Annotated in this window: 22 protein-coding genes; 9 read left to right on the top strand and 13 right to left on the bottom strand. The window is 34.7% G+C overall.

Annotated elements, in window-relative coordinates; translation table 11 throughout:
- Positions 1–47: 47 nt before the first annotated feature.
- Positions 48–1,019, top strand: a complete 972-nt coding sequence (locus tag OQ292_RS17120; RefSeq protein WP_284683363.1) for a tryptophan 2,3-dioxygenase family protein — start codon at positions 48–50, stop codon at positions 1,017–1,019.
- A 4-nt stretch (positions 1,020–1,023) separates the two neighbouring features.
- Here OQ292_RS17120 and OQ292_RS17115 read toward each other — a convergent pair whose 3' ends face one another.
- Both OQ292_RS17115 and OQ292_RS17110 read right to left on the bottom strand, forming a co-directional pair.
- Complete coding sequence (locus OQ292_RS17115) at positions 1,024–1,641, bottom strand: SprT-like domain-containing protein (protein ID WP_284683362.1); 618 nt, start codon at positions 1,639–1,641, stop codon at positions 1,024–1,026.
- Positions 1,642–1,655: 14 nt separating this feature from the next.
- Positions 1,656–2,651 carry a beta-ketoacyl-ACP synthase III gene (locus OQ292_RS17110; RefSeq protein ID WP_284683361.1) on the bottom strand — a complete coding sequence of 332 codons (996 nt, stop codon included), beginning with the start codon at positions 2,649–2,651 and terminating at the stop codon, positions 1,656–1,658.
- Between the two features lie 236 nt (positions 2,652–2,887).
- Between OQ292_RS17110 and kdsB the strand changes: the two genes are divergently transcribed.
- The 4 genes from kdsB to OQ292_RS17090 are packed head-to-tail and all read left to right on the top strand — an operon-like array spanning position 2,888 to position 6,907.
- A complete protein-coding gene (gene kdsB / locus OQ292_RS17105; RefSeq protein WP_284683360.1) occupies positions 2,888–3,643 on the top strand; it encodes a 3-deoxy-manno-octulosonate cytidylyltransferase in 756 nt (251 codons plus the stop codon).
- Positions 3,640–4,815: a damage-control phosphatase ARMT1 family protein gene (locus OQ292_RS17100; protein WP_284683359.1), complete on the top strand. Its 1,176-nt coding sequence runs from the start codon at positions 3,640–3,642 to the stop codon at positions 4,813–4,815. Before kdsB ends, OQ292_RS17100 begins: the two co-directional genes overlap by 4 nt.
- A 57-nt stretch (positions 4,816–4,872) precedes the next feature.
- Positions 4,873–5,880: a CBS domain-containing protein gene (locus OQ292_RS17095; protein WP_284683358.1), complete on the top strand. Its 1,008-nt coding sequence runs from the start codon at positions 4,873–4,875 to the stop codon at positions 5,878–5,880.
- Positions 5,881–5,908: 28 nt separating this feature from the next.
- Complete coding sequence (locus OQ292_RS17090) at positions 5,909–6,907, top strand: bifunctional 3-deoxy-7-phosphoheptulonate synthase/chorismate mutase (protein WP_284683357.1); 999 nt, start codon at positions 5,909–5,911, stop codon at positions 6,905–6,907.
- 79 nt (positions 6,908–6,986) lie between these two features.
- Here the strand turns inward: OQ292_RS17090 and OQ292_RS17085 are convergent, their stop codons facing one another.
- The 3 genes from OQ292_RS17085 to OQ292_RS17075 form a co-directional block, all read right to left on the bottom strand.
- Positions 6,987–7,718: a metallophosphoesterase family protein gene (locus OQ292_RS17085; RefSeq protein WP_284683356.1), complete on the bottom strand. Its 732-nt coding sequence runs from the start codon at positions 7,716–7,718 to the stop codon at positions 6,987–6,989.
- A gap of 35 nt (positions 7,719–7,753) precedes the next feature.
- Complete coding sequence (locus tag OQ292_RS17080; protein ID WP_284683355.1) at positions 7,754–9,439, bottom strand: energy transducer TonB; 1,686 nt, start codon at positions 9,437–9,439, stop codon at positions 7,754–7,756.
- A 116-nt stretch (positions 9,440–9,555) separates the two neighbouring features.
- The gene (locus OQ292_RS17075; RefSeq protein WP_284683354.1) at positions 9,556–10,194 is read right to left on the bottom strand and encodes a hypothetical protein; all 639 of its coding nucleotides are present in this window, start codon (positions 10,192–10,194) and stop codon (positions 9,556–9,558) included.
- 51 nt (positions 10,195–10,245) lie between these two features.
- Here OQ292_RS17075 and yjjX point away from each other — a divergent pair, with 51 nt between their 5' ends.
- Together yjjX and OQ292_RS17065 are read left to right on the top strand one after the other, a co-directional pair.
- Positions 10,246–10,803, top strand: coding sequence for an inosine/xanthosine triphosphatase (yjjX, locus tag OQ292_RS17070; protein WP_284683353.1), 558 nt, complete (start codon positions 10,246–10,248; stop codon positions 10,801–10,803).
- Positions 10,800–11,432, top strand: a complete 633-nt coding sequence (locus OQ292_RS17065; RefSeq protein ID WP_284683352.1) for an NUDIX hydrolase — start codon at positions 10,800–10,802, stop codon at positions 11,430–11,432. Before yjjX ends, OQ292_RS17065 begins: the two co-directional genes overlap by 4 nt.
- A gap of 22 nt (positions 11,433–11,454) precedes the next feature.
- Here the strand turns inward: OQ292_RS17065 and OQ292_RS17060 are convergent, their stop codons facing one another.
- Positions 11,455–12,687 (bottom strand): ABC transporter permease, encoded by a 1,233-nt coding sequence (locus tag OQ292_RS17060; protein ID WP_284683351.1) that lies wholly within the window; start codon positions 12,685–12,687, stop codon positions 11,455–11,457.
- Positions 12,688–12,835: 148 nt separating this feature from the next.
- Here OQ292_RS17060 and OQ292_RS17055 point away from each other — a divergent pair, with 148 nt between their 5' ends.
- Both OQ292_RS17055 and OQ292_RS17050 read left to right on the top strand, forming a co-directional pair.
- A complete protein-coding gene (locus OQ292_RS17055; RefSeq protein WP_284683350.1) occupies positions 12,836–14,080 on the top strand; it encodes an asparagine synthetase B in 1,245 nt (414 codons plus the stop codon).
- Positions 14,081–14,374: 294 nt separating this feature from the next.
- The gene (locus tag OQ292_RS17050) at positions 14,375–15,634 is read left to right on the top strand and encodes an asparagine synthetase B (RefSeq protein ID WP_284683349.1); all 1,260 of its coding nucleotides are present in this window, start codon (positions 14,375–14,377) and stop codon (positions 15,632–15,634) included.
- A gap of 72 nt (positions 15,635–15,706) precedes the next feature.
- Here the strand turns inward: OQ292_RS17050 and OQ292_RS17045 are convergent, their stop codons facing one another.
- From OQ292_RS17045 to OQ292_RS17015, 7 genes are all read right to left on the bottom strand, one after another.
- The gene (locus OQ292_RS17045) at positions 15,707–16,615 is read right to left on the bottom strand and encodes a hypothetical protein (protein WP_284683348.1); all 909 of its coding nucleotides are present in this window, start codon (positions 16,613–16,615) and stop codon (positions 15,707–15,709) included.
- Between the two features lie 158 nt (positions 16,616–16,773).
- Entirely contained in the window at positions 16,774–18,090 is a 1,317-nt protein-coding gene (locus OQ292_RS17040; protein ID WP_284683347.1) for a DUF5690 family protein, read from the bottom strand.
- 34 nt (positions 18,091–18,124) lie between these two features.
- A complete protein-coding gene (locus tag OQ292_RS17035) occupies positions 18,125–18,988 on the bottom strand; it encodes a histidinol-phosphatase (protein ID WP_284683346.1) in 864 nt (287 codons plus the stop codon).
- Positions 18,989–18,990: 2 nt separating this feature from the next.
- Positions 18,991–20,865 (bottom strand): metallophosphoesterase, encoded by a 1,875-nt coding sequence (locus tag OQ292_RS17030; protein ID WP_284683345.1) that lies wholly within the window; start codon positions 20,863–20,865, stop codon positions 18,991–18,993.
- Positions 20,862–21,560 (bottom strand): HAD-IA family hydrolase, encoded by a 699-nt coding sequence (locus OQ292_RS17025; RefSeq protein WP_284683344.1) that lies wholly within the window; start codon positions 21,558–21,560, stop codon positions 20,862–20,864. Before OQ292_RS17025 ends, OQ292_RS17030 begins: the two co-directional genes overlap by 4 nt.
- A gap of 72 nt (positions 21,561–21,632) precedes the next feature.
- A complete protein-coding gene (phnW, locus tag OQ292_RS17020; RefSeq protein ID WP_284683343.1) occupies positions 21,633–22,745 on the bottom strand; it encodes a 2-aminoethylphosphonate--pyruvate transaminase in 1,113 nt (370 codons plus the stop codon).
- A 132-nt stretch (positions 22,746–22,877) separates the two neighbouring features.
- Positions 22,878–24,347, bottom strand: coding sequence for a SusD/RagB family nutrient-binding outer membrane lipoprotein (locus tag OQ292_RS17015; protein ID WP_284683342.1), 1,470 nt, complete (start codon positions 24,345–24,347; stop codon positions 22,878–22,880).
- Positions 24,348–24,360 lie beyond the last annotated feature (13 nt).

Genomic DNA, 24,360 nt, shown 5'->3' with positions numbered 1-24,360 from the left:
AATCAATCCCATTTAGAGAAAGTTTCCTGAGCATATAAAATTTAAATATGGAAAATTCTGAATTACACAGCGACGAACAAAAGAAAATTGAGGAACAACTGGCCAAACTAAAAGAGAAATACGATGTAATGGGCCAGGATTTATCTTCTTACCTCGACGGACTACTTTATGCCAATTATCTAAATTATTGGGATTACATCCATCTTGACACCTTACTTTCTCTACAAAACCCTAAAACCGATTTTCCAGACGAAAATATTTTCATCATATACCATCAAATAACAGAATTATACTTTAAACTGATTCTGCAAGAGATGGAACAAATCGCCAACCGCAAACAAATAGATGAAGCATTTTTTTTAACTCGACTGCAAAGAATTAATCGCTACTTTAAGCATTTGGTAGATTCTTTTGAAATTATGGTAGATGGTATGGATAAAGACGAATTTCTCAAATTCAGAATGTCTTTGCTACCTGCTAGTGGTTTTCAATCTGCACAATTTCGCATGATAGAAATTTGTGCTACTGACCTGCCTCATTTACTCGCTAAAGAATATCAAGAGCAAACTACGCCTGCTACTCCTATTGCTGAAATGATGCAACATCTTTACTGGAAAGAAGGAGCAACTGAATTAGCTACAGGTAAAAAAACATTAACGCTTAAAAAGTTTGAGCAAAAATATATGCCAACAATGACAAGACTGGCAAAAGACAGACAAAACTCTAACCTTTGGGCGATTTACAAAAACCACTTTTACCAAGCTTTTAACAACCGTGAGATTGTTGACGCATTGAAAACTTTTGATGTTATGGCAAATGTAAATTGGCGACTATCGCACTTTAAATCGGCTGTTAGATACTTGCAAAGAGACCCAGATGTAATTTCTGCAACAGGGGGAACAAACTGGCAAAAATACTTGCCTCCAAGGTTTCAAATGCAGATATTTTATCCTGAGCTTTGGACTAACGAAGAGAAAGATAATTGGGGTAAAGGATTTATTAAAGAATTACTCTCTTAAAAGTTTACAAGCGTTTTACCCTCGCAACTGGACTAATTCTATACATACTTTTACTCTTTCGCTCTTCACACTGGTAGTACTTTCTCAATTTGTTAAGCTTCTTAAAAACCCGTCCATCTTTAAGCGCAAATTCGGTATGCAATGGTAAATCTTCGAGGTATTCCATCCCATCGTCATCATCATTATATCTGTCGAGAACCTTCATTAAACCAGCATCCGAACAGCTAGAAGCCGCCGGATTATTCATGTAATTAACTAACTGGGTTAAAATATCTGGAGGGAAATAATCATGATTTAAGTAAGGAGTGATCAACTTTTTAAAGTTATCTTTCCACTCCTTACCGTGAGGTCTTACTTGGTTTTGGTATTCGTTCCAAGTTATAAGATGAGCCATTTCATGGATAAAAGTAACCACAAAACCATATGGGTTTAGATCATGGTTTATGGTTATCTTATGTCCGGCACCTCTTTGAGGAGGCATATAAGTAGCCCTCTTGGTTTTTCTACTTCGAGTAACAACTACTTTAATCCTGTATTCTACAATCCATTCAGCAAAGATATCTGCCAATTGAGGTACAGGTACCCATTTGACTAGACTATCCCTTATCTGCAGGTTTGTCATTTATTTGAACGATTTTATGAATTATAGGCCCACTTCAAATAAACCGAACCCCAAGTAAACCCACCTCCAAAAGCAGCCAGTACTATATTATCTCCTTTTTTAAAGTCCTTTTCAAATTCCCACAAACAAAGTGGAATGGTAGCACCTGTAGTATTACCAAATTTCTGAATATTGAGTGTAACTTTATCCATACCTACACCCATTCGTTTAGCAGTTGCCTCAATAATTCGCTTATTGGCTTGATGGGGTACCAAATAGGCAATATCATCTCCGGTAAGATTATTTCTTTTCATAATCTCTGCTGATACATCTGCCATTCTGGTAACAGCAAATTTAAATACAGCTTTACCTTCCTGATAGAAGAAGTGCTCACCCTTAATTATATTTTCTGGAGTAAGCGGATCTGCAGAACCATGCCCTTTTGCTCTTAGTAAATCTTTACCACTTCCGTCTGTTTTTAAGATAGAATCGTAAACACCATAACCTTCTTCATCTGGCTCAAGTAATACAGCTCCTGCTCCATCACCAAATAAAATACAAGTGCTTCTGTCTGTATAATCTATAATTGCAGACATTTTATCAGCACCAACTACAACCACTTTTTTGTATTGACCTGATTTGATGAAATTAGATCCAGTCTCAAGCGCATAAATAAATCCCGAGCAAGCTGCTGCCAAATCAAAACTCAAAGCATTTTTAGCCCCAATTTGTTCACATATTAAATTTGCAGTAGACGGGAAAAGCAGATCAGGTGTGATGGTTGCACAAATAATTACATCTATATCATTAGCTGTTATGCCTCTTTTTTCTAATAGACTGTTGATTGCTTTGGTAGCCATATAGGAAGTCCCTGCTCCTTCTTTCTTAAGAATTCTTCGTTCCTTAATTCCGGTGCGAGTTTGTATCCATTCATCATTGGTTTCCACCATCTGTTCCAGTTGATGATTATCTAAAATATCCTCTGGTACCCAACCACTTACTGCTGTAATAGCCGCTCTCAGTGATGACATATATTGTTTTTAGTTTAAACAGTTTTCCAAATATCAGGCATAGATACTAAAATCTCTACAAAAAACACAAAGAGATTACATTACCTTTTTGGGTATATCTTAAGAATTAATCAATTGTACATGCTATGAATGATTTTTTATAACAAATTTTTTATGAGCGGATTCTGTTAGCTAGATTATTTTCTGAAAGAAAAGAAAATGTAATTTTGAAACATCATTATAAAACATAAAAAAACATGCAAATACTAGGTGTAATTCCTGCCAGATATGCATCATCAAGATTACCAGCAAAAGCCTTAAAAGATATTGCTGGCAAAACGATGATCAGACGAGTTTATGAACAAGCAAGCAAAGCAAAAACCTTTGCAAAGGTACTGGTTGCTACAGACCATCAAGAAATTTTTGATGAAGTAAAATCTTTTGGAGGAGAGGTAATGATGACCGCCGCACATCATAACAACGGCACAGAAAGATGCAAAGAGGTAGTAGAAACACTTACTGACAAATTTGACTACGTGGTGAATATTCAAGGGGATGAACCTTTTATTCAACCAGAGCAACTAGAAACTGTTTGTAATCTGCTAGATGGAAATACACAATTAGCCACACTTGTTGCAAAAGTTAAAAAATCGGAACAGCTATTTATAAACAGTATAATGAAAGTGGTTTTCGATAAAAATTACAATGCCTTGTATTTTAGTAGAGAGTGTATTCCTCATTTGAGAGATGTACCTAAAGAAGAATGGATTGAAAAAGGAACTTTCTACAAACATGTAGCAATTTATGCTTATCGTACAGATATTTTAAATGAAATTGCTGGCTTGCCTCTATCACCTTTAGAAAAATCTGAGAGTTTAGAGCAACTTCGATGGCTTGAAAATGGTTACCAGATAAAACTTGGCATAACCGACCTTGAAAGTATGAGTGTAGATACACCAGACGATTTAGAAAAAGCCAGAAAATTCGCAATTGATAATAATTTAACTATATGATGCAATTACCACCTTACACAACCAGCGTATCAGAAGAGAGCTTTGCAGGCAAAACAATGAGAGTGAGAGTGCCCGACATTCTGCAAACTGTTTTTGATAAAAACGATTTTGATGAAGCTACCATTAAAAGACTGAAACAACTCGATACATCAATCCCTTTTAAAAAGATTGAGCATTTTGAGTTTTTTAATGAAGAAGATGAAAGATACTGGACACCAATTCTTGATCAATATAAAGACAACACTTGGCTAGAGCTTCCTTTTTATGTAGCAGAGGCACTTTTTTACAGAAAAATACTAGAAGCTACTAATTGGTATGAAAACAAGAAAGACCCCTACGAAAAGCACAAAAGTGAAAGTGTAGAGAAAAGTCATTTTCTAATTGAGAAAACGCTTTCCTTCACCAACTCAATTCTCAAAGAAGAATACGCAGCACATCAATTAGAAGAGTTATTGTTAATTGATCTTTGGGGAAACCAAGCAGATTTGTGTTTGTTCCACGATGGCAATACACCCAATAATAACGAAGACGAAGCCAAAGAAAAACTAATAGCTAATGATTCAGCTTCTTTCTTAAAAATTATCGATAAAGGCTGCAAAAGAGTAGATTTCATTATCGATAATACAGGCACAGAGCTTATTGGCGATATTTGCCTTGCTATTTACATGTTGGAAAAAAAGAAAGTTGATAACATTATTTTTCATGTAAAAGAAGCACCAATTTTTGTGTCTGATACATTAGTAAAAGATGTTTATCTGCAACTAGAAGAAATAGAAAAATCTCATCCAGATTATAAACATCTAGCCAAAATATTTAGAGATAAAATCGATTCGGGAGCAGTTAAATTAATCCCCGATCTTTTTTGGAGTACTGCTTTGGCTTTTAATGAGTTACCTACTCACATTAAAGAAAGCCTACAAAATTCTGACTTAATAATTAGTAAAGGTGATGCAAACTATCGCAGGTTTTTACAAGACAGAGAATGGGATTTTAGCACTCCACTATCAGAAGTAATTTACTTTTTCGATAAGCCTGTTCTCTTACTCAGAACCTTAAAATCTGAAGTTTTAGCAGGAACAAAAACTGAAAATATAGACAAGGCAAAAGCAGTGGATAGCGAATGGTTGGTTAATGGTAAGTTCGGGGTTATTCAATTGCATAATTTTCAGTAAGTTTGCACACATTTTTGAAACAGCACAAACAGCAAGAACAAGCTTGTAAATTAAAATATGAAGATTTCCGCATCTATCTATTCCAATAAAAAAGATTCACTCAAAGAGACAATTGCACAGCTGGACGAAAACCAAGTGGATTTTTTCCATGTAGACTGCAATGATGATCTAAGTGTTTTTGATGATATTGTTGAGATTAGAGAATACAGCAAAAAGCCAATAGACCTACATATAATTACAGATACGCCAGAAAAATACTACGATAAACTAGAGCGCATCCCTGTAGAATATGTAACCTTTCAGTTCGAAAACCTGAAAGAAAAGCTGCAAATACCTAAAAGTATAAAAGCAAAGAAAGGTTTGGCAGTAGTTACTCCTACTCCTGTTGAAGCATTTGAAGAATATGCTGATGAATTTGACTTTATACTAATTATGGCAACTATTCCTGGGCAAAGCGGAGGCACTTTTGACCCAGTTAATTTCAGGAAAATTAGAGAGTTTAGCCAAAAATATCCAGATAAAAAGATTCATGTAGATGGTGGTGTAAATGGAGAAGTATCGTTCATCATCAGAAATATGGGCGTATTCTCTGCGGTATCTGGTTCTTACCTTTTTAATGAAGGACAAGTTGGAAAAGCTTTGCTAAGCTTAAAAGCCACTGATACTGCCTCTCATTATTTGGTGAAAGATTTTATGCGTACCAATGGAGAAGTACCCAAATTAACTCCAGACAAGCGCAGTTTTAAAGATGTGCTCACATCAATAGAAGACTACAAGTTAGGTTTCACTATTCTTACTTCAGATTCTGGTAAACTAGAAGGTATTATTTCTAATGCAGATGTGAGGCGAGGTTTAATTAAGAATATTGATGATATATCGAAGATTAGTATCGAAGATATGGTAAACAGTAATCCGGTAAGGGCAAATGAGAATGATACTGTAGAAGAGCTATTGAAACTCATCAAATCAAAATCTTTCCCTATTAACTTTTTGCCAGTTGTAAACGATACTGATGAAGTTTGTGGAGTTATTACCTTCTTTAACCTTGTAAAAGGCGAATTGTAAAATAAATAAGCTATTAAAAGATAAAAATATGATCGTCCATCTTAAAGACAATATAAGCGAGCAGGAATCTTTAAAAATTGCCGAAAAACTGAAAGCAATAGTTGTTAGAGGTAAAAACAACAAACTGTTGGTAGCTTCTTCTAAAATGAAAAGTTTGCCAGAAGAAGTGGCAGATTTCGTAGAAGAAAGCTTTGTACTGTCTTCTGATATACAACTGGCTAGCAGAGATTACATGCCAGAAACAAGAGAAATAAAAATCGGTAAAAACTACATTGGTGGCTCTCATAATAATACGATGGTAATTAGTGGGCCCTGTTCTGTAGAATCTGAAGAGCAAATTACTAGCGCTGCCGAATTGCTAAAAGAATTGAATATTTCTACTTTAAGAGGAGGTTGTTTCAAACCAAGAACCTCACCTTATACCTTCCAAGGTTTAGGTATGGAAGGTTTAAGATTACTTGGCGAGATGAGCGATAAGTATGATTTAAACATCATTACTGAAGTAAAAGATGCCACTCACGTAGACGCTGTTATTGAACATTCTGATATTATCCAGATTGGTGCAAAAGCCATGTACGACCACGGAATATTAAAAAAATGTGGCGAGACGGATAAACCCGTGCTTTTAAAAAGAGGTTTTGGAACAACTCTACAAGAGTTTGTACAAGCTGCAGAATTTATACTTTCTGGCGGAAACGACAATGTAATTCTTTGTGAAAGAGGTATTAGAACATTTGAAACTAAAACCAGATTTACGCTAGACCTTTGTGGTGTTTCTTTCTTAAAAGAATACACTAATTTACCTGTTATTCTGGATCCAAGCCACGCAATGGGTTATGCTTATGGTGTTCCTGATCTTGCTAGAGCATGTACAGCTATGGGTGTAGATGGATTATTGATAGAAGTTCACCCAGATCCTTCAGTAGCTAAATCTGATGCTGCACAGCAGTTAAATTATGATGAGTTTAAAGATTTATATAAATCACTTTCTGCCATTGCTCAAGCCATTGGTAGAACTATCATCTAAGTGATCGACTTAAATTTTAAATAAAAAAAGCAGATTTCTTTAATAAGGAATCTGCTTTTTATTTACTTGCCTTTAGAATTTAATCATCATAAGGAAATATTTTTATCTCAAGAGAGTCTAAATCGAAACAAAGTAAATTTCCCATATTCCAGTTTGGTAAACCTACTGCATACGAGTTGTAATACACACACCCATTATCTAGTGGAATTACAGGCTTTTTTTCATCAATTGCATATTTAATATCATCTAAATTGGTAGGCGTATGTCCATGAATCAATTTTTTTTCTTTTAAAAGCCTCTTGTTTGCAGAAAATTTCCGAATCCATATCATATCGTCATATTCTGTAAATGGATTTTCTACCGTAAAGTTAAAGCCAGCATGTACCAGATAATAATCTTCAAGTTCGTAGTAATATGGCAACTTATCCATAAACTCTACATATTGAGGTTTTATATCGTTGTTTCCATCTAACAAATCTCTTGTATTGTTAAAATCTAGATATTGATTCAAAACACTTACAGGATCAAGTCTTGCCGCATCTAGCAACATTTGCTCATGGTTGCCTCGCAATGGATAAACTTGATAATCCATTCTCTGCAAATTGATTACATAATCGAGTACAGCACCGCTTAAAGGCCCTCGATCTATAAAATCTCCAAGAAAAAAAAGTTGATCGTCTTTTGTAAGACTTATCTCATTCATCAGGTTTAACAAGGTGCCATAGCAACCGTGGATATCTGGAACAACCAACCTTCTGCCTTTCGGCCTATCAAGCTGATAAAATGGCCTAAACTCCTTGAAAATAGCCATGACATATTAGTAAGTTAACTGTTAGATAAATTGGATTACTGCTGCACAAACCAAATCGGCAAAGAGGTCTGTACATTTACATTTCTTGAATTGATCTGTCCGGGCTGCCATCCAGGATATTCATTAACCAATCTTATAGCTTCTTCTTCTAGACCATATCCAAGATTTGTAGTAGTCTTTGCAGCCGAAATACTACCATCTCGGTTTACAACAAACTGCACATATACTACCCCTTCAATTTTGTTTTTAACGGCTTTGTCTGGGTATTGCATATTTCTTCTTAAATACTCTTTAAAGTTATCGAAACCGCCTTTCGGTTCAGGTCGTTTATCAACAACCATGTAAATCTTGCTCAAAAACTCTTGATCTTCCTGAATCCTTTCGTTAGCCTTTTGAAGTATTCTTTCTTTTACATTTTTGTCATCAACATTTAATGCTAGATTGCCTCCTTTTTTTGCAAGACTATTCACTTCAGGAACATCAGAACTATCTGCAATCATTGCAACAAACGATGAATCATCTGTTGCTAGTAGTGAATCTAAATCTTCTGTAGACTCAATTTTATCAGGAATTAAATCTTCATCAGCGATTAGTTTTTTATTAAGAGGTCTTTTTAACGATTCTGTCACATTTTGCACGCCCGCTAATTCAGGATTTGCTGTATTGTTTTCTAATGCGCTATTGTTACTATTGTTACTTGATGTAGAATCTGTAGATAAGGCACTATCGTCAACTTGTTCCTCAACTGTTTCTTCTTGGGCAGCATATGCCGCAGGAATACTCTTTCTATCTTGCTGAATAACTAGCTTGCATACTGCAATTTGTTCTTGCAAATACTTATCGTTGGGGTCAATAGCTGCAGCTAAAGAATATTGAATGAGAGCTTTTACATAATTGCCTTCTTCGTAAAGCTCATCTGCAAATACTTTGTGGTCTTCTACAGTAAAAGTAGGCTTACCCTTCTCATCCACAGGATTCTTATATGTTCTTAATGTTTCTATTATCTTTTCATTGTAAGCATAGAGCATCACTCCCATTACAAACAATAAAACTGCAGAGCCAAAAATGGCGGCCTCCTTTTTTTTCTTTCTTATCCGGCTTGATGTCGGCAAGCGTTTTAATCCTTTTCCACTTAAGAAAAGACTTTTTACTAAACCAGAAAGTTCTCCGTCTGCTTGGTCATCAGCCTTTAAAATATCTCGTAACCAGAGTTCTTCAGCAGCTTCTTTTCTTAAATGTTCTTGCTGTAAAGCTGCATTTTTCTCTTTTAATACTTTTAATCTATCTCTTTCCTCTTCTGCTTTTCTATATTCAGATAAAACTAAATTACATATTTCTATTCTTTCTGAAGCCCTATTATGCCTCATGTTTAACTGCATAATTCTTTTATACAGTTCTTTTGAAAAAGCAACACGAGAATCTAAAAAAGCCTCATTAGCTTCTCTTTCTAAAAGCTGAATATCTGTACTTTTAATTAAATCTTTATAAAATGTTATTGGAAAAGAAATAGAGCTCAATTCAGATTTCTTTTGGCCAATAACCTGAAAAGCTTTTTTTAAATTAGAAATTTGTATAAGATAAATTTCTTTAAAGTTTTCTGTTACAGAAGTATCGGCCAGAAATTGAATATTTTCTAGTCTCTCATGAAAAAGTCTCTCATATTCAGAAAAACTTTTTTCATTTCTTTTAATGAAAATCTCGATGGCTCTATCGAGGGTCATAGTCAAAATAGTTTACAGTTAAATGACCTGGTGATTAGCTGGAAAAGATCAAAAATACAATAATTGTTAATAAATAAGCGCCAAAATTATATAAATAAATTTTACAAAAAACAGTTTCATTTCATGTTGAAACTAGAGATTTTATATCTACTATATTTTACTCTTAAAAAGTACTCAAAGGCTCCTATTAAAATAAATGAGTAACCCAAAAGTTCAACACCTTCTTCAGCTCCTTCAGCAATACTTTTTAAGTATCCATCCATTACAGCTTTCCAAATGTTTAAACTTCCAAGCACAGGTGCGAATACGAAAGTAGTTAAAAAACCACAAAGAATTATACCAAAACTTGGGTGTTTTATAAAATCTTTTATACCATTTTTTAGTAGTTTCATCTCTTTAAATGAAAAGAATAAAAATGTAACAAATACAATCACTGTTAATATCTGCCAAGCCCCTACTGAAATATAAGTATCAAAAAACCAATCAACTTCTCTAATCATTACAACTAGTGTTACACCAATTAGTAGGTTGGTCATAGGTCTTTTACCTTTTGATGCTTTACCAGCTATGTAAAATAAAAAAAGGATAAGGGCAAGGAATGTGAGTTGTAGCCATTCAGTAAGCGTTGCTTCCTGAACAATGTTCGGGTCATAGGATACGGCGGTATCAATAAAAAGTAACTGTGTAACTCCTAGAATAAAAAAAACATATACTAAAAATCTTAGAGTCACACTAATGATCGAGTCAGTAATCATTTTATTAGTTTATTTGTGTGTTATCTTATAAATAAACCAATGTTATACAATATGATTCAAACGAACAAGTATCCAGACATGGAAGAAGTTATAATTACATCAAAAAATCCAGTAAAAATTAATGCTACAGTAAAAGCTTTTGAAACTCTGTTTAAAAATGTAAAGTTTACATATAAAGGTGTTTCTGTAGCTTCTGAAGTTCCAGACCAACCCATTGGTTATGATGAAACATTAAAAGGTGCAGAAAACAGAGTTAAAAATGCAAAAAAACAATTTACAAATGCAGCCTATTGGATAGGGATTGAAGGCGGTGTACATGGCACTGATGAGATGGAAGTATTTGCCTGGGTGTATATAGAATCTCGCGATGGATTTACAGGAAAAGCAAAGACTTCTACCTTTTACTTACCACCTGCAATTACAGAACTGGTTAATAAAGGTTATGAACTCGGCCATGCAGACGATATCGTTTTTAAAAAACAAAATTCTAAGCAGCAAGGTGGATCTGTAGGTTTGCTAACACACGGAATTGTTGATAGACAGAGTTATTATGAACAGGCTGTGATCTTATCTATGATTCCTTTTATTAATAAAGAGCTATTTACATGATAAAAAACTTAGAAATTTTTCTTAGAGAAAAGCTTCAAGGGGATTTACCTGGTTTTGAAGCACATGCGCAAATGACTGAGAATATGCGCATGAGAAAAATGCAACAACAAAAGAGCACACCGCGAAAAGCAGGTGTGCTTATTTTAATTTATCATCAAAACAACCAGTTTCACATTCCTTTTATATTAAGGCCTGTGTACCAGGGTGTTCATAGTGGTCAAATGGCATTTCCCGGAGGCAGATACGAAAAAGAGGACAAGGACTTAATACAAACCGCCATTAGAGAAACTTGGGAAGAAATTGGCGTTCAAATTGATCGAAGTAAGATTGTAGGATCTCTTTCAGATTTGTACATACCGCCAAGTAATTCGCTTGTAACCCCCACAGTTGCTGTCACTTACGAAAAACCATCTTACACACCAGACCCAAGAGAAGTAGACAAAATATTCGACTTCCCTATTCATTCATTTGTTGCTGAGCAAAATAAAAAACAAGTGAAAATTAAATTGCAAAATGGAGTAAACATTAAAACACCGGGATTTGTAATAAACAATCAGGTAATCTGGGGAGCCACCGCCATGATTATGAATGAGTTATTACACATCTTAGAAGGCTTTATGAATGACTAATTGATTGTAATCATCAATTAGCTTATTCGTATCTTAAAGACTCAATTGGGTCAAGCTTAGAGGCTTTTCTTGCCGGATAATATCCAGAGATAACACCCACTACTACACATACAACTAATCCGATAGAACTCCATACAACTGGGAAAACGAAAGCTGAATCATCAAATAATAGTGTAACCAGATTACCTAACACCATCCCAAACATAATCCCTACTATTCCACCAATAATACAAATTACAATTGCTTCTACTAGAAACTGTTCTCTTATTCGAGTAGGAGTTGCACCAAGTGCTTTTCTAACACCAATTTCTCGGGTTCGCTCTGTTACAGAAACCATCATAATGTTCATTAATCCGATTGCAGCACCAATTAATGTGATAAATCCTATTAAACTCCCTCCTAACCTTAAATTATTAGAAGTTTCAGCAATAGATTCTGCGGCTGACTCACTTCGCGATATTTCGAATGAATTATCTCTGCCCAATTGGTCTTTTCTTATAGTTCTCATTAAACCAGTAGCCTCACCAATTAAATAATCTAATCTGGAAGGGTCTTTTACCGTGGTTGTCATGGTATAAGACAAATTGGTTTGTGCACCAAATTTATTAGCATTTAACAAAGGAATAAAAACCGACCTATCTAAACGCCCACTGCCTAAACCACCAGACTTATCGAGTATTCCAACAATTTTAAATTTAAAGCCTCTAATACCGATAGTCTTATTAATCGGGTCTTCATCTTCAAAAAGGTTTTTTACTAAATCTTGGCCGATTATTGCCACGTTTACACCCTGACTTAACTCAGCTTGAGAAAAATTCCGTCCTTTTTCTAAATCGTAGTTCTTATTACCCAAATAATATTCATCAATACCCGCAACTACAGAGTTAGGATTTGTTTTTTTAGATAGATATTTTACTTCTGCACTTCCTGTTACACTAGCATAAACACTAATTCTTTCTGCCTCACCAAATCTTTCTTGAAACAGTTTGATTTCTCTAAAGGAAATGTCTTTCACTCTCATAGATCGCTGCCCTTGAGACCGCCTCGACCTATAGCGCATATCGCGAATATCAAAACTATTGGCACCCAAATCTGACAGCCCAGTAGAAATTGAAGATTGAATAGCATCTACCGCTGTTAAAATACCCACTAACGAACTAATACCAATTGCAATAATTGCAGCTGTAAGTGAAGTTCTCAACAAATTATCTTTTATGCTTTTAACAGCTTCTTTTACATTTTCTATAAAAACCATATGCTTATTTCTTCGGCCTTAAGTTTCAATCAAACCTCAATTATTATCCAAAATTAATTCTTAAATTGTAAGATGAAGTATTAATACTTAATTGGTAGTAACTTCTTGAATAATATTACATTTTTAGGGTTCTAAACCATTTTTTAAGATGAAATACATTCTCCTCACTAAAATATTAATCTTTACCCTTTCCCTTTCTGTTCATGCTCAATATTTTTTCATTCCTATGGATAATGAGCAAAATAACCATTTAAAGGCTTATGGTATCGCTTATGAAGTATTAAATCAAGATAAAAAGGTTGAGTGGTTACTAAACTACAGAGGCGGTAGCTTCTTGTTTAAATATGAAAAGGACTTTGAACGATTAGCGGTGAAAGGTAAAATTAAATATGATGTAATATCAAAAAAAGCTGTAACCGAATTAAGAAAAAATATTGATAAAGAAGGGCATTCTACAAGCATAGTAAAACTAAAAAAAGCACCCAAAATCGCTATTTACGCTTATACTAAAATACCTTTTGCAAATGCTGTTTTACTTGCCTTAGAGTATACAGACATTCCATTCGATATTATTTACGATAAAGAAGTGATGGCTGGCAAATTAAAAGAATATGATGTATTACATCTGCATCACGAAGATTTTACTGGTCAATATGGAAAATATTATGCGACTTATGGCAGACAAGAGTGGTATAAAACTCGGCAAAAATATTTTGAGGAAACAGCCAAAGAATTAAACTTCTCTAAAGTATCTCAACTTAAATTAGCTATTGCAAAAGAGATAAAAAACTATTGTGCTGATGGTGGAATTCTCTTTTCTATGTGTGCTGCTACTGATACTTACGATATCGCCCTTGCTACAGATACTGTAGATATTTGTGACTTTATGTACGATGGTGATCCACCAGATAGAGATGCTCAAGAAAAATTAAATTTTGACAACACCCTTGCTTTTAAAAATTTCAAGTTAAAAAGCAATCCTTATGAGTATGAGTATTCAAATATTGATAATCAATCTTTTGAAAGAGGTGTTAAAGAAGACACGGATTTTTTTAATATTCTTTCATATTCAGCTAAAACCGATAAGATATCTGCAATCTTAACTCAAAACCACCAAAAAAGGATGAAAGGCTTCATGGGACAAACAACAGCATTTAAAACCAAATTCATAAAACCTGATGTAAAAGTTTTGACTACATCTGATGCAAAGGATGAAGCAAGATACATTTACAATAAATATGAAAAAGGCTATTGGATATTTTTAGGTGGGCATGATCCTGAAGATTATAGACATTTTGTAGGCGAAGAAGCAACAAAGCTTTCAGATCATCCAAATTCTCCAGGCTATAGGTTAATTCTCAACAATATATTGTTATCTTCTGCTTTGGATTAATCAAAATGAATGCTTAATAATTACTAATAGAAAACAATTGAATTTTTTTCACTATCTATAGTTTTCTTACAATATAGAATATATTCATACTTTCTAGATTTATTTTAGAGTACATTTTATAGAAAATCTTACATTTCAACTTAACAATGTTTTCAAACACATACTGTTCACACATTGAAACTTTAAAATAATTCACTAAGTTTATAGAGTAAATCTTCATTTAAAACAGATTTGTGTTATAGATTTTATAATCTTTCAGCAAATACTAATTTTTTTAATCTGCATAATTGAGATATGAGAAAATTCCTCCTGCTTATAACTTTCCTACTAATAACTACTTTCACAAAAGCAGCCTACCTGTTAGTACCAATGGATGAAAGCCAAGCAAATCACTTAAAAGCTTACGGTGTAACATTCTGGGTTTTGCAACAAGAAGTAGAAGCTGAATGGCTTCTCAACTACAGAGGGGGTAGTTTTATGTTCAAATACTTACAGTCTTTTGAAAACGAATTAATCATAAGAGGTGTTAGCTATCAGGTAATTTCAGATTCTGAAGCTTTACAAATTAAACAGTCAATTGCGAGCCCTGAAGCAAACATGGATGTAATGAAATTGGAAGTAGCTCCTAAAATTGCTGTATACTCTCCAAAATCTAAGCAACCTTGGGACGACGCCGTTACACTGGTTTTATCCTATGCTGAGATTCCTTACGATGTTGTATTTGATGATGAGGTAATGCTTGAAAAACTACCAGAATACGACTGGTTACACCTTCACCACGAAGATTTTACTGGGCAATATGGAAAGTTTTATGCAACTTATGGTAGACAACAATGGTACATAGAGCAACAAAGAGAGTTTGAAAGATCTGCTCAAAACCACGGCTTTACAAAAGTATCTGAGTTAAAACTAGCTGTAGTTAAAAAGATAAGAGATTTTTGTGCTGGTGGCGGATTCTTATTTGCCATGTGTTCAGCTACAGATACTTACGATATAGCACTTGCTGCCGATGGTGTAGATATTTGTGATTTTATGTACGATGGTGATCCACCTGACAGAAATGCACAATCAAAACTAAATTTCGATAATACTTTCGCATTCAAAGACTTTAAATTAAAAATCAATCCTTACGAATACGAGTATTCTAATATTGATAATCAATCTCATGAGAGAGGTTTAAATGAAGGAAACGACTTTTTTAAACTGTTTCAGTTTTCTGCAAAATGGGACCCTATTCCAACTATGCTATCTCAGAATCATGAGTTATTGGTAAAAGGTTTTATGGGCCAAACCACAGCTTTTAAAAAGCAATTAATTAAGTCTGATGTAGTAATTATGGGTGAAACCAAAGAAGCAAATGAAGCTCGTTACATACATGGCACTTTTGGTAAAGGAACTTGGACATTTTTTGGAGGTCACGACCCAGAAGATTACAGACACTTTGTTGGAGAAGAACCTACAGATTTAAACCTGCACCCTAATTCTCCGGGTTACAGATTAATTCTTAATAATATTCTTTTCCCTGCTGCAAAAAAGAAAAAGCAAAAGACCTGATTTGTTTGTTTAACATCAGAAAAAAAGGCATCATCTTTAAAGATGATGCCTTTTTTAATATATAATTATAACTCAATAATTTTCATAAAGATTAACTCTGGTTGTACCATCGTTGGCGGTAAACTCTAGTTTTAGAGAATCTGAGTTGCGCTCTAGTATTTTTATCTGCTCCAGATTTCCATCTTTCATAAAGTACATTATTTCATTATCTTCAGTTATGTTTAGCCTCTCCTTGTAAACCAATTTATCTAAGTTGTCATAAAACTCTATATCTCGACTTGAAGTAAATTTTAGATAGGCCATATTAGAAATACTCGCATTCCCATTTTTTAAAGTCCATTTTCCTACCGGAAATTCATCTGTACTCCAATAAGGTATACTTGTTTTCCAGTCAGCTTGAAAGTTATCATCCACACCTATTGATTGAAAATAAGTATAATAGCTTGACTCTTTCTTTTTAAAAGAAGTACCATAAGTAACGATAATCACATCGTATAAAGCATTATTATTCATAAACATAAAATGCGAGCCTCTATATTTATAATAAGTCTTTTTTTCTATGTACTCATATTGTTGCCAAAGAACTTTTCTATCATTATGAACAAAATTTCCATTCACAGAAACATCATATCTTTTTGTAATGAAGTCTAGCATATCGCGACTAGATAAAGCTTGAGACTCGAAATGCTCCTCTAAATTATCATTCATAGGGTCTCTCATGTAAACTCGAAGCACAGCTTTTAACTTACCTAAAGCTACATGAAAAGCATGCTCTTCTTCTGTACTATAAATAAAATCATTTTTACTTAGTGGAATTGACAAGCCATTCCAATTATAAACACTATCTTGTTCAACATGTACAAGATGTTGAGCTTTACAAAAAGAAAATGCCAGTAAAAATAAAATTAGAAATGTAGTAAGCCTCATAGTTAGTTGATTGACGGCAATAGATGCCATCTGTTTTTGTTGATAATTTTCCATTAAATCCTGATTTTTTTGAAATCAGTAAGGGCAAATTAAACAAATCATCATCTTTTATGAGTATGATGCTAACTAATAAATGTAAATATATTCAGTTTGATAGATATAATTTTTATCAGTTTAGATAAACAGGATTCACTTATACTTGAAACAATACTTTACGCCAGCCTTTCACCTGAGACTACCATTTTATCTTGTTTCCATGCTTTATGCTTTTGGGCGAAGTAATACATAGAAAGCAAGGTAAAAACTGCTCCTACAACAGCCATTATATAACTAGAAGATATAAAAAAGTTAAGCCAGCTCATATTGGCATTGCCAAAGTTTTTGTATAACATAATTCCGACACTGCCCATATAGCCAAAAGCATCTGCCAAATAGATAAGGAAGCCAACATTTGATATATATTGAAATGCAGCGATAAACCTATCGAAAAATATACTGTTAAAAGGTACATAACCCATGTATAGGCCAAGCCCAACAAGAATCATCCAAAGCTCTGGGCCAATCATGCTATTTTGATATGCCATTGTACTAAGACCCACCAAAACAATTCCTGCAAAAATAATGAGATGGTTTACCATGAGGGCTTTGGCATTATCTTTCACTAAAAAGACCAAGCTCATCATAATTAAAATTGCCAGTGAAATTGGAATTTCTGTAGCAGTGAAAATTTCTGGGGAATCTCCATAGCCTACTGCTTGCCAAATCTCAGCAGCAAAATTATCTCTAAAATCTCTAAATGCAGTGAGCAGAGCATAAACGATTATAAGTAAAATTAAACCTGGTGCAAATCCTAAGAATAATTGCTTTCTCTGCTTACCATTCATTGGTTCTCGCTTGGTTCGTAGTTCCTCATCTAATGCTGAAGGTGCTGGTAGTCGTTCGAGCATCCAAACAAAAAAGAGCAAAGGAAATGCGAATAATCCACCAGTTATAAATGGCATCCAAAACTCTGTAAATCCCCAATCTTGCATTACAATAGCTCCTATTGTTTTTACAAAGCCCGATGAAAATATAAAGCTTATAGACAACCCAGCACCTAAAATTTCTGTAACTCTTCTGCCTTCTAAGTAACTAAACACCAAGCCCCAAACCATACCCAACGGCAATCCATTAAAAAACAAGAAGATAATATTATAAGGTGCAGGAGTTAAAGCAAAGCCTAGTAAAGCAATCTCAGCCAAACCGATGAGTACTAAAATGCTTATGCCTCTAATTTTTGTTCCAGCCTCAGATACTATCTTAATTCCTAAAAACTTAGATAAAGTATAGCCCAAAACTTGAGCAACAATGAGCAGTATTTTATAATCGATTCCCCAAAACGCTATGCCTTCAAAAGTAGCCACAGCAAAAGGTTTACGGAATGCGTACATGCATGAATAGGTACAAAAAGCAGCCAATACTGCGAAAAGAGTGAAGAGTGGTAGTTTAGTTTTACTCAGCCACTGAGTTACAGATTTGTTAAGATTCATCTATATAAATTAGCGTATTGAAAGAAAAAGATAATTATTCCCAATTTACTCCACGTTCGCTAAAAGACAATGAAACCCATTCACCATTTTTTAAAACTTTTAGCTCCTTAAAGCCTATTTTTTTGAGTTTAGAGGCGGTTTCTGTAAAAACGGCATTTAATTCTTCCGGATGATGTGCATCTGCATTTAACATTATATCTATATCTAGCTCTTTTGCTAAAGTTAATATCCATTTAGAGGGATAAGTCTCCACAGATTTTTTCTTGTAAATTCCTCTGGTATTTACTTCGAGAATAACTTTTTCTTCTGCAATCGATTCTAGCGTTTTAGAAACCTCTATTCTATACCAATCTTCAAATTCTGAAAACAATACTCCTTGCTCTGCCTGAATTTTAATCTTATCTAAATGCCCTAAAACATCTATTCCATCTTTTAGCATTTCTCTGGTTAGCTCAAAATACTTACTTACCATTGCTTTTACATCACCATCAAAAATATGATGTAAACCTTCCAAGAATTTCTGATGAGCTCCATCAATTTCACAAAACCTGCCGTCATCAAAAACACCAGTATAATGTATAGAACCAATGGTATAATCTAGATTTGCTTGTTTTATATGCTCAGACTGATTACTAATTACGCCCGGAATATAGTCCATTTCTAGACCTGTGTAAATTTGAATTTGGTCTCCGTATTGTTGTTTTAAACCTTCTACTTCTTTGAGGTAATCTGGCAGTTCTTCCATCTTCATATTCCAACCATGCCCGCCTTCAAAAGGGCAATGAGAAGAAAAGCCAATAGCTGGCATATCTAATTCCAAAGCTTTTTCTACATAAGCTTCGGGTTCTAGTTTGCCATCGCAGTAATAGCAGTGTCCGTGATAATTGGTCCAGGCCATATCTATTTTTTAAGTTCTAAAAAATCTTTTAGTCTACCCTCAGTATCATACATTTTAAAACTGAGGGAATTGTTGAAAATATTGATTGTAAAGTAATGATGTCCTCGATAGGTTTTAGCGCTAAACCATGCTCTTGCAGGGGCAAAGTCTTCTAGGTTTCCACCTCCTCCTCCTGCTTGCACGTAGATTACTCCATTTTCTTCATTTACTTGATTTGATGCAATAGGTAGTGTTCTTTGGTAAGTGTGTAAATGGCCAAAAAACACCATATCTACACCGTATTTCTCATAGAGAGGTACAATTTTTCTTACCTCTAAATCTCCCATATCTGTTTGCTCCTTCCATGAATCGCCATAATCGTCTTCATCAGCAGAGTAAGGAGCATGATGATGGCAAACAAACTTCCAATTTGCTTGAGAGCTTTTTAATTGTTCTTCTAGCCAAACATACTGTTTTTTACCAGGAGCAAACTCTTCTTCTTGGTTGCTGTCTAACATAAAAAAATCTGCATTGCCATAAGTAAATTTATAATAACCTTCTGGTTCTGGCAATGCATGGTAACGATTATACCAGTACAAGTCTGACTCACCATTTCCAGCTACAGGAAAAACCGGAATCCGGCTATGGAGTTGAGTCATTCCACTAAAATACTCATAATTCCATTGAAATTTTTGTCTTTTTATACCTCCATCTGTTAAATCGCCAAGATTTAAACAAAAATCTGGTCGCTCACCCCAAATCAATTTTGCTACCCGATCGTTGATGTGTGGTCTCGCTTCTGTATCGCCTATTACTGCAAAAGCAAAAGCTTCGTCATCTTCAACCGCTGTTTTAAAAGTTAAAACACCAGATTGAATTTCGTTACCTGCCTTGTCTTTTAGTGTAATTTGATAAAAGTATTTTGTGCCAGACGCTAAACCAGTGAGTGCTGCCTCGCCAATAAAATTATCTGGTTCAGCATTGTCTTCCTTTATCAATCTCTCTGAATTAACTTCGAGTTTGTTTTTTAAAGGCAATGAAGTACCATATTCTATAGTAGCAGTTGTTTCTCGATCTGCCTCCCAAAGTAAATTGATACTAGATTTTGTGGCATAATTTAAATAAGGACCAGTTGCAAAATGGAATAAGTCTGGATAGAGAATTCCTCGCTCCACCATTTTTTTGTAATGGGTAAAATTACTTGTAATCTCTTCTTTTGAAATTGCTTGATCATAAATTCTGAGCGATTTTACCAGATTACCTAAATCCATATAGGGTTCATTCTTTAAGTATGCAGCCAGTTCTATCTGATTATTTACTGCGGTTTCTCCTGCTGGTTTGGCTCTTGCTCCAACTGTTATTTCATCAAGCAAATTACCATTGTAATACAATTTCATTTTACCAGCTTCATACACAGCAACTATGTGCAAAAAATTACCAGACCAGTAATCGTCTACCTTTTTATTTATAATCTCACCATAAGGATGCTTAACTGTTTTAAGAGAATAAACAAGCTCATCTCCATAGTAACCTAGCAACCAATCAGGTTCGGTTTGTAGGCTTCTGTCTTTTAATGTAATTAAAGCACCGACCGGCTGATTTACATGAACCAACAACCACAATTCAATGGTAAAATCTTCTTGCGGAATCTTTTCTTTAGCTAAAAAATTAATCAGTCGCTCAGTTGGTTCTTCAGAAAAGAAAAGTAAAGGAGTGTTTTTGTATTCTAGTTTCTGAAAGTAACTTGCCGGATTGTCCAACTTAGGACCGGGATAGTTTTTGGCATTTCCGGGCAGGGTATAATCTGGCCAGAAATACCACTCTGCTACTGGCTTTACCTGTGCCGATAATTGTAAGCAGAGTGGTATAAATAAGCCTACTAAACTAAAAAATTTCATTGTGGCTGATGTATACCAATGATATCTAATAATTCTGGAAGGCTATAAATCAAATAATCTGGTTCTTCTTTTTCCAAATCTTCTTTTTTCCAAGAGCCAGTAGTAACGGCTACTACCATACCACAACCTGCAGCTCTGCCCTCTTGTATATCTGAAACCGCATCTCCTACTTTTATAACTTGCTTTGGATCAGTTACCCCTGCTTGCTCCATCAGATTCAATATCATATCTGGATGTGGACGACCGTTTTTTACCTCGTCGCTGGTAATGGAGTAATCAAAAATACCATCTTTAACCCAATTTAATCGGGCAAAAATGGTATCTGCGATTTCTCTGTTAAACCCGGTATCTATTCCTATTTTGATTCCACAACTTTTTAAAGCGGCTAAGGTTTCTCTTACTCCCGATTTTTCGGCTACAAAGGGGCTACTTTCGTAGTGATGTATCATTTTCTTGACGAAATTTTGATGAATTTCATCAACATATTTATCTGTAATATCTTTTTCATTCGGCAACTTCATTCCCATCAACATTCTTATAGCTAATGGCTTAGGGTAGCCTAATACTTTATTGATAACAGGTATTTCAACAAAAATGCCTTCATCTGCCAAAGCTTCCATTATAGCTATGCAAACATTATTTCTGTCTTTCACTGTAGTTCCTGCCATATCAAAAACTACTAACTGAATATCCATAATAAATCTGGTTAATTAATAATTAAAAGCTGATTGTAAGATTTAATTCATTGCCGTTTTGTAGAGTTGATATTAAAAAGTTGTTTCTTTCCAGTATATACAAGACTTTACTGCTTTAATCAGTTCACGAAAGTCTTCTGGAAATACATGTCCGATATTACCAATGCGGAAAGTATCAGCATCTGAAACTTTTCCGGGATATATTACAAAACCTCTAGTTTTTAAGAGATCATAAAACTGATTAAAATTATAGGCGATTTCTTCTGGATTCTTAAATGCGGTAATGATGGGCGACTGCAAATAATCTGGCAAAAATGTTTCGAATCCAGCTTCTCTCATGCCTTCTACTAAAATTGCATGATTCTCCTGATAACGTTCATATCGTTTAAGCACTCCACCCTCTTCGTGTAATTCTGCCAAAGCCTGTACAAATGCTCTCACTGTATGAGTTGGTGATGTATATCTCCATTTTCCAGGATCGTTTTCCATAGCTTCCCATTGGTCGTATAAATCTAGTGCCAGTGATCTTGCTCTGCCTTTACATTTTTCTAACTCTGCTTTTTTCGCAATTACAAATCCGAATCCGGGTACTCCTTGAATACATTTATTAGCCGAGCTAATTAAAAAATCGATACCTGCCTCAATCATATCAATAGGAATACCTCCAAAGCTGCTCATTGCATCTAATATAAATATTTTACCATGCTCTTTGGCGATTTCAGAAATACGCTCGGCAGCGTTAAGCATACCAGTTGTAGTTTCGCAATGCACCAATGCTACATGAGTAATTGCTTGATCTTCTTCTAATATTTTAGCGAGTTTTACAGGGTTATGCTGTTCATTTTCAGAAGCTGAATAAGTGATACAATTTACATTTAATCGCTCAGCTATTTGAGCTATTCTTCTTCCATAAGATCCATTCTCTAATACAAGCAGCTTAGAGTTGGTAGAAGTTACACTTCCAATTACAGATTCTACTGAGAAGGTACCACTTCCTTGCATTAATACAGATGTGTACTCATCTCCTACTCCGGCAATTTCCAATAAGTCTTTTCTTACTTGCTGCACAATTTCTTTATAATCATCATCCCAAGTGCACCAGTCTCTCAACATGGCAGCTTTTACAGATTTACTTGTTGATAGTGGTCCTGGCGTTAAAAGGTAATATGGGTTTTCCGGATACATTTATCTCTTTTATTAAGATTTTTAAATAGTAATTACGCAATTAAAACAGTTGTTCAATTTGAAGGTTTAAGGTAATAAAAAAACAGGGAAAGACTAATTGCCAATCCCTGTTGTTTACAGAAAATTAATTTTTTATTCCCACCAAACTTTTGCCATCACAAACCTAGACTCATCTATACCTTGGCGTTGTACTGCTTCTTGATAGTTTGAAGCATTTAAGCTACGCTCAGGTGTAGGATATTCGAACCGACTAGGGTAAGAGCTATAAAATGCATCTGGCCCCGGAACAATCACACTTGGAAACGAAGTTCTTTTAAACTCTAAAAAGCCCTGATAATCTGTATAAAGTAAAGAAATCCACTTTTGAGTAATAATGGTTTCGAGCTCGCCATCATAAGCAACTCCATCTTGGGTTAAATAATCTGTAGGTATTTCCGTATCCCAATATTCAAAAGATGATGTTATTGCTTCTTCATAAAAAGCTTGTGCATCACCAGCAATCCATCCATTTAAAGCTGCTTCTGCCAAAATAAACTGTACTTCATCATACTTCATTAGTAAGCCTTGTACAGCATTTGGTTCAAAATAAAACATGTCTGCAAATTTTGAAAGATAAGCATCTCCACCTTTATAAGTGTATGCGTCACCGTCTACAATTCCGTTTTTCATTCCAGACCAATCTGGTGCACCTTGCTCTACAGAATTCGCTGTAGGATTAAACCAAGTTTGCAAGCGCGGATCATCATAAGTTACTAAAACACTCTCTAAGGTTTCAGACATTCTGTACTCGTTAAATGAGCCAGAACGATAACCACCCGCTTCAGTTACTGGCTTTACATTGGGTAATGAAGTTAGATAAGTCAATGCTGCATTATCTTCATTAGTAGAAATAATTGGGTTAACATCTTGATTATTAAACACTTGAGCTATTACAGCTTCTGAAACCTCAGGCTTTACATTTGATAACCTCAAAGCGACTCTTAAACGAAGTGAGTTTCCAAACTTTTGCCACTTAGCAAGATCACCATCAAACATAATATCTCCATTTACAGGAACTTCAGTGCTATTTAATAAATCATTTGCTTTGCTTAAAGAGTCCAATATGGCAGTATAAATCAGTTCTTGTTCATCGTAAGTTGGTGTAAAATTTCCATCTAGTTTACCAAATGAAGCTTCTGAGTATGGCACATCTCCCCATAAATCTGTTAAAATTTGAGTTGCCCATGCTTCCATTATCATCGAAACTGCCTGATAGCTCGCATTATCAATATTGGTAGCAATTTCATTCAGTGTTCTGGCATCTCTAATAGTGAGGTATAATCTATCCCAAGTGCCTTCTTGGCTCCCCCATTCAAACTGATCGAAAGAAGTGAACACGATTCTGGCACCGTATTGCGCCATTAAATTACCTTCGCTCCAAGCATTCCCCACCATACTGTTAATCGGTTCTCTAATTAAACCAGTTAAAATCAATTCGGGATTATTGTCTACATTATCTGCAACATCTGGGTTTACATTATCGAAATCGTCTCCGAATTCGTCGCAGGCAGTTATTGAAAGTAAAGCAACAAATGCCAATAGTATTAGCTTTATATTTTTCATTTTTTGAATGATT

This window comes from Chondrinema litorale (genome assembly GCF_026250525.1).
Lineage (GTDB): Bacteria > Bacteroidota > Bacteroidia > Cytophagales > Flammeovirgaceae > Chondrinema > Chondrinema litorale.
This window is presented reverse-complemented; position numbering and strand designations above follow the sequence as displayed.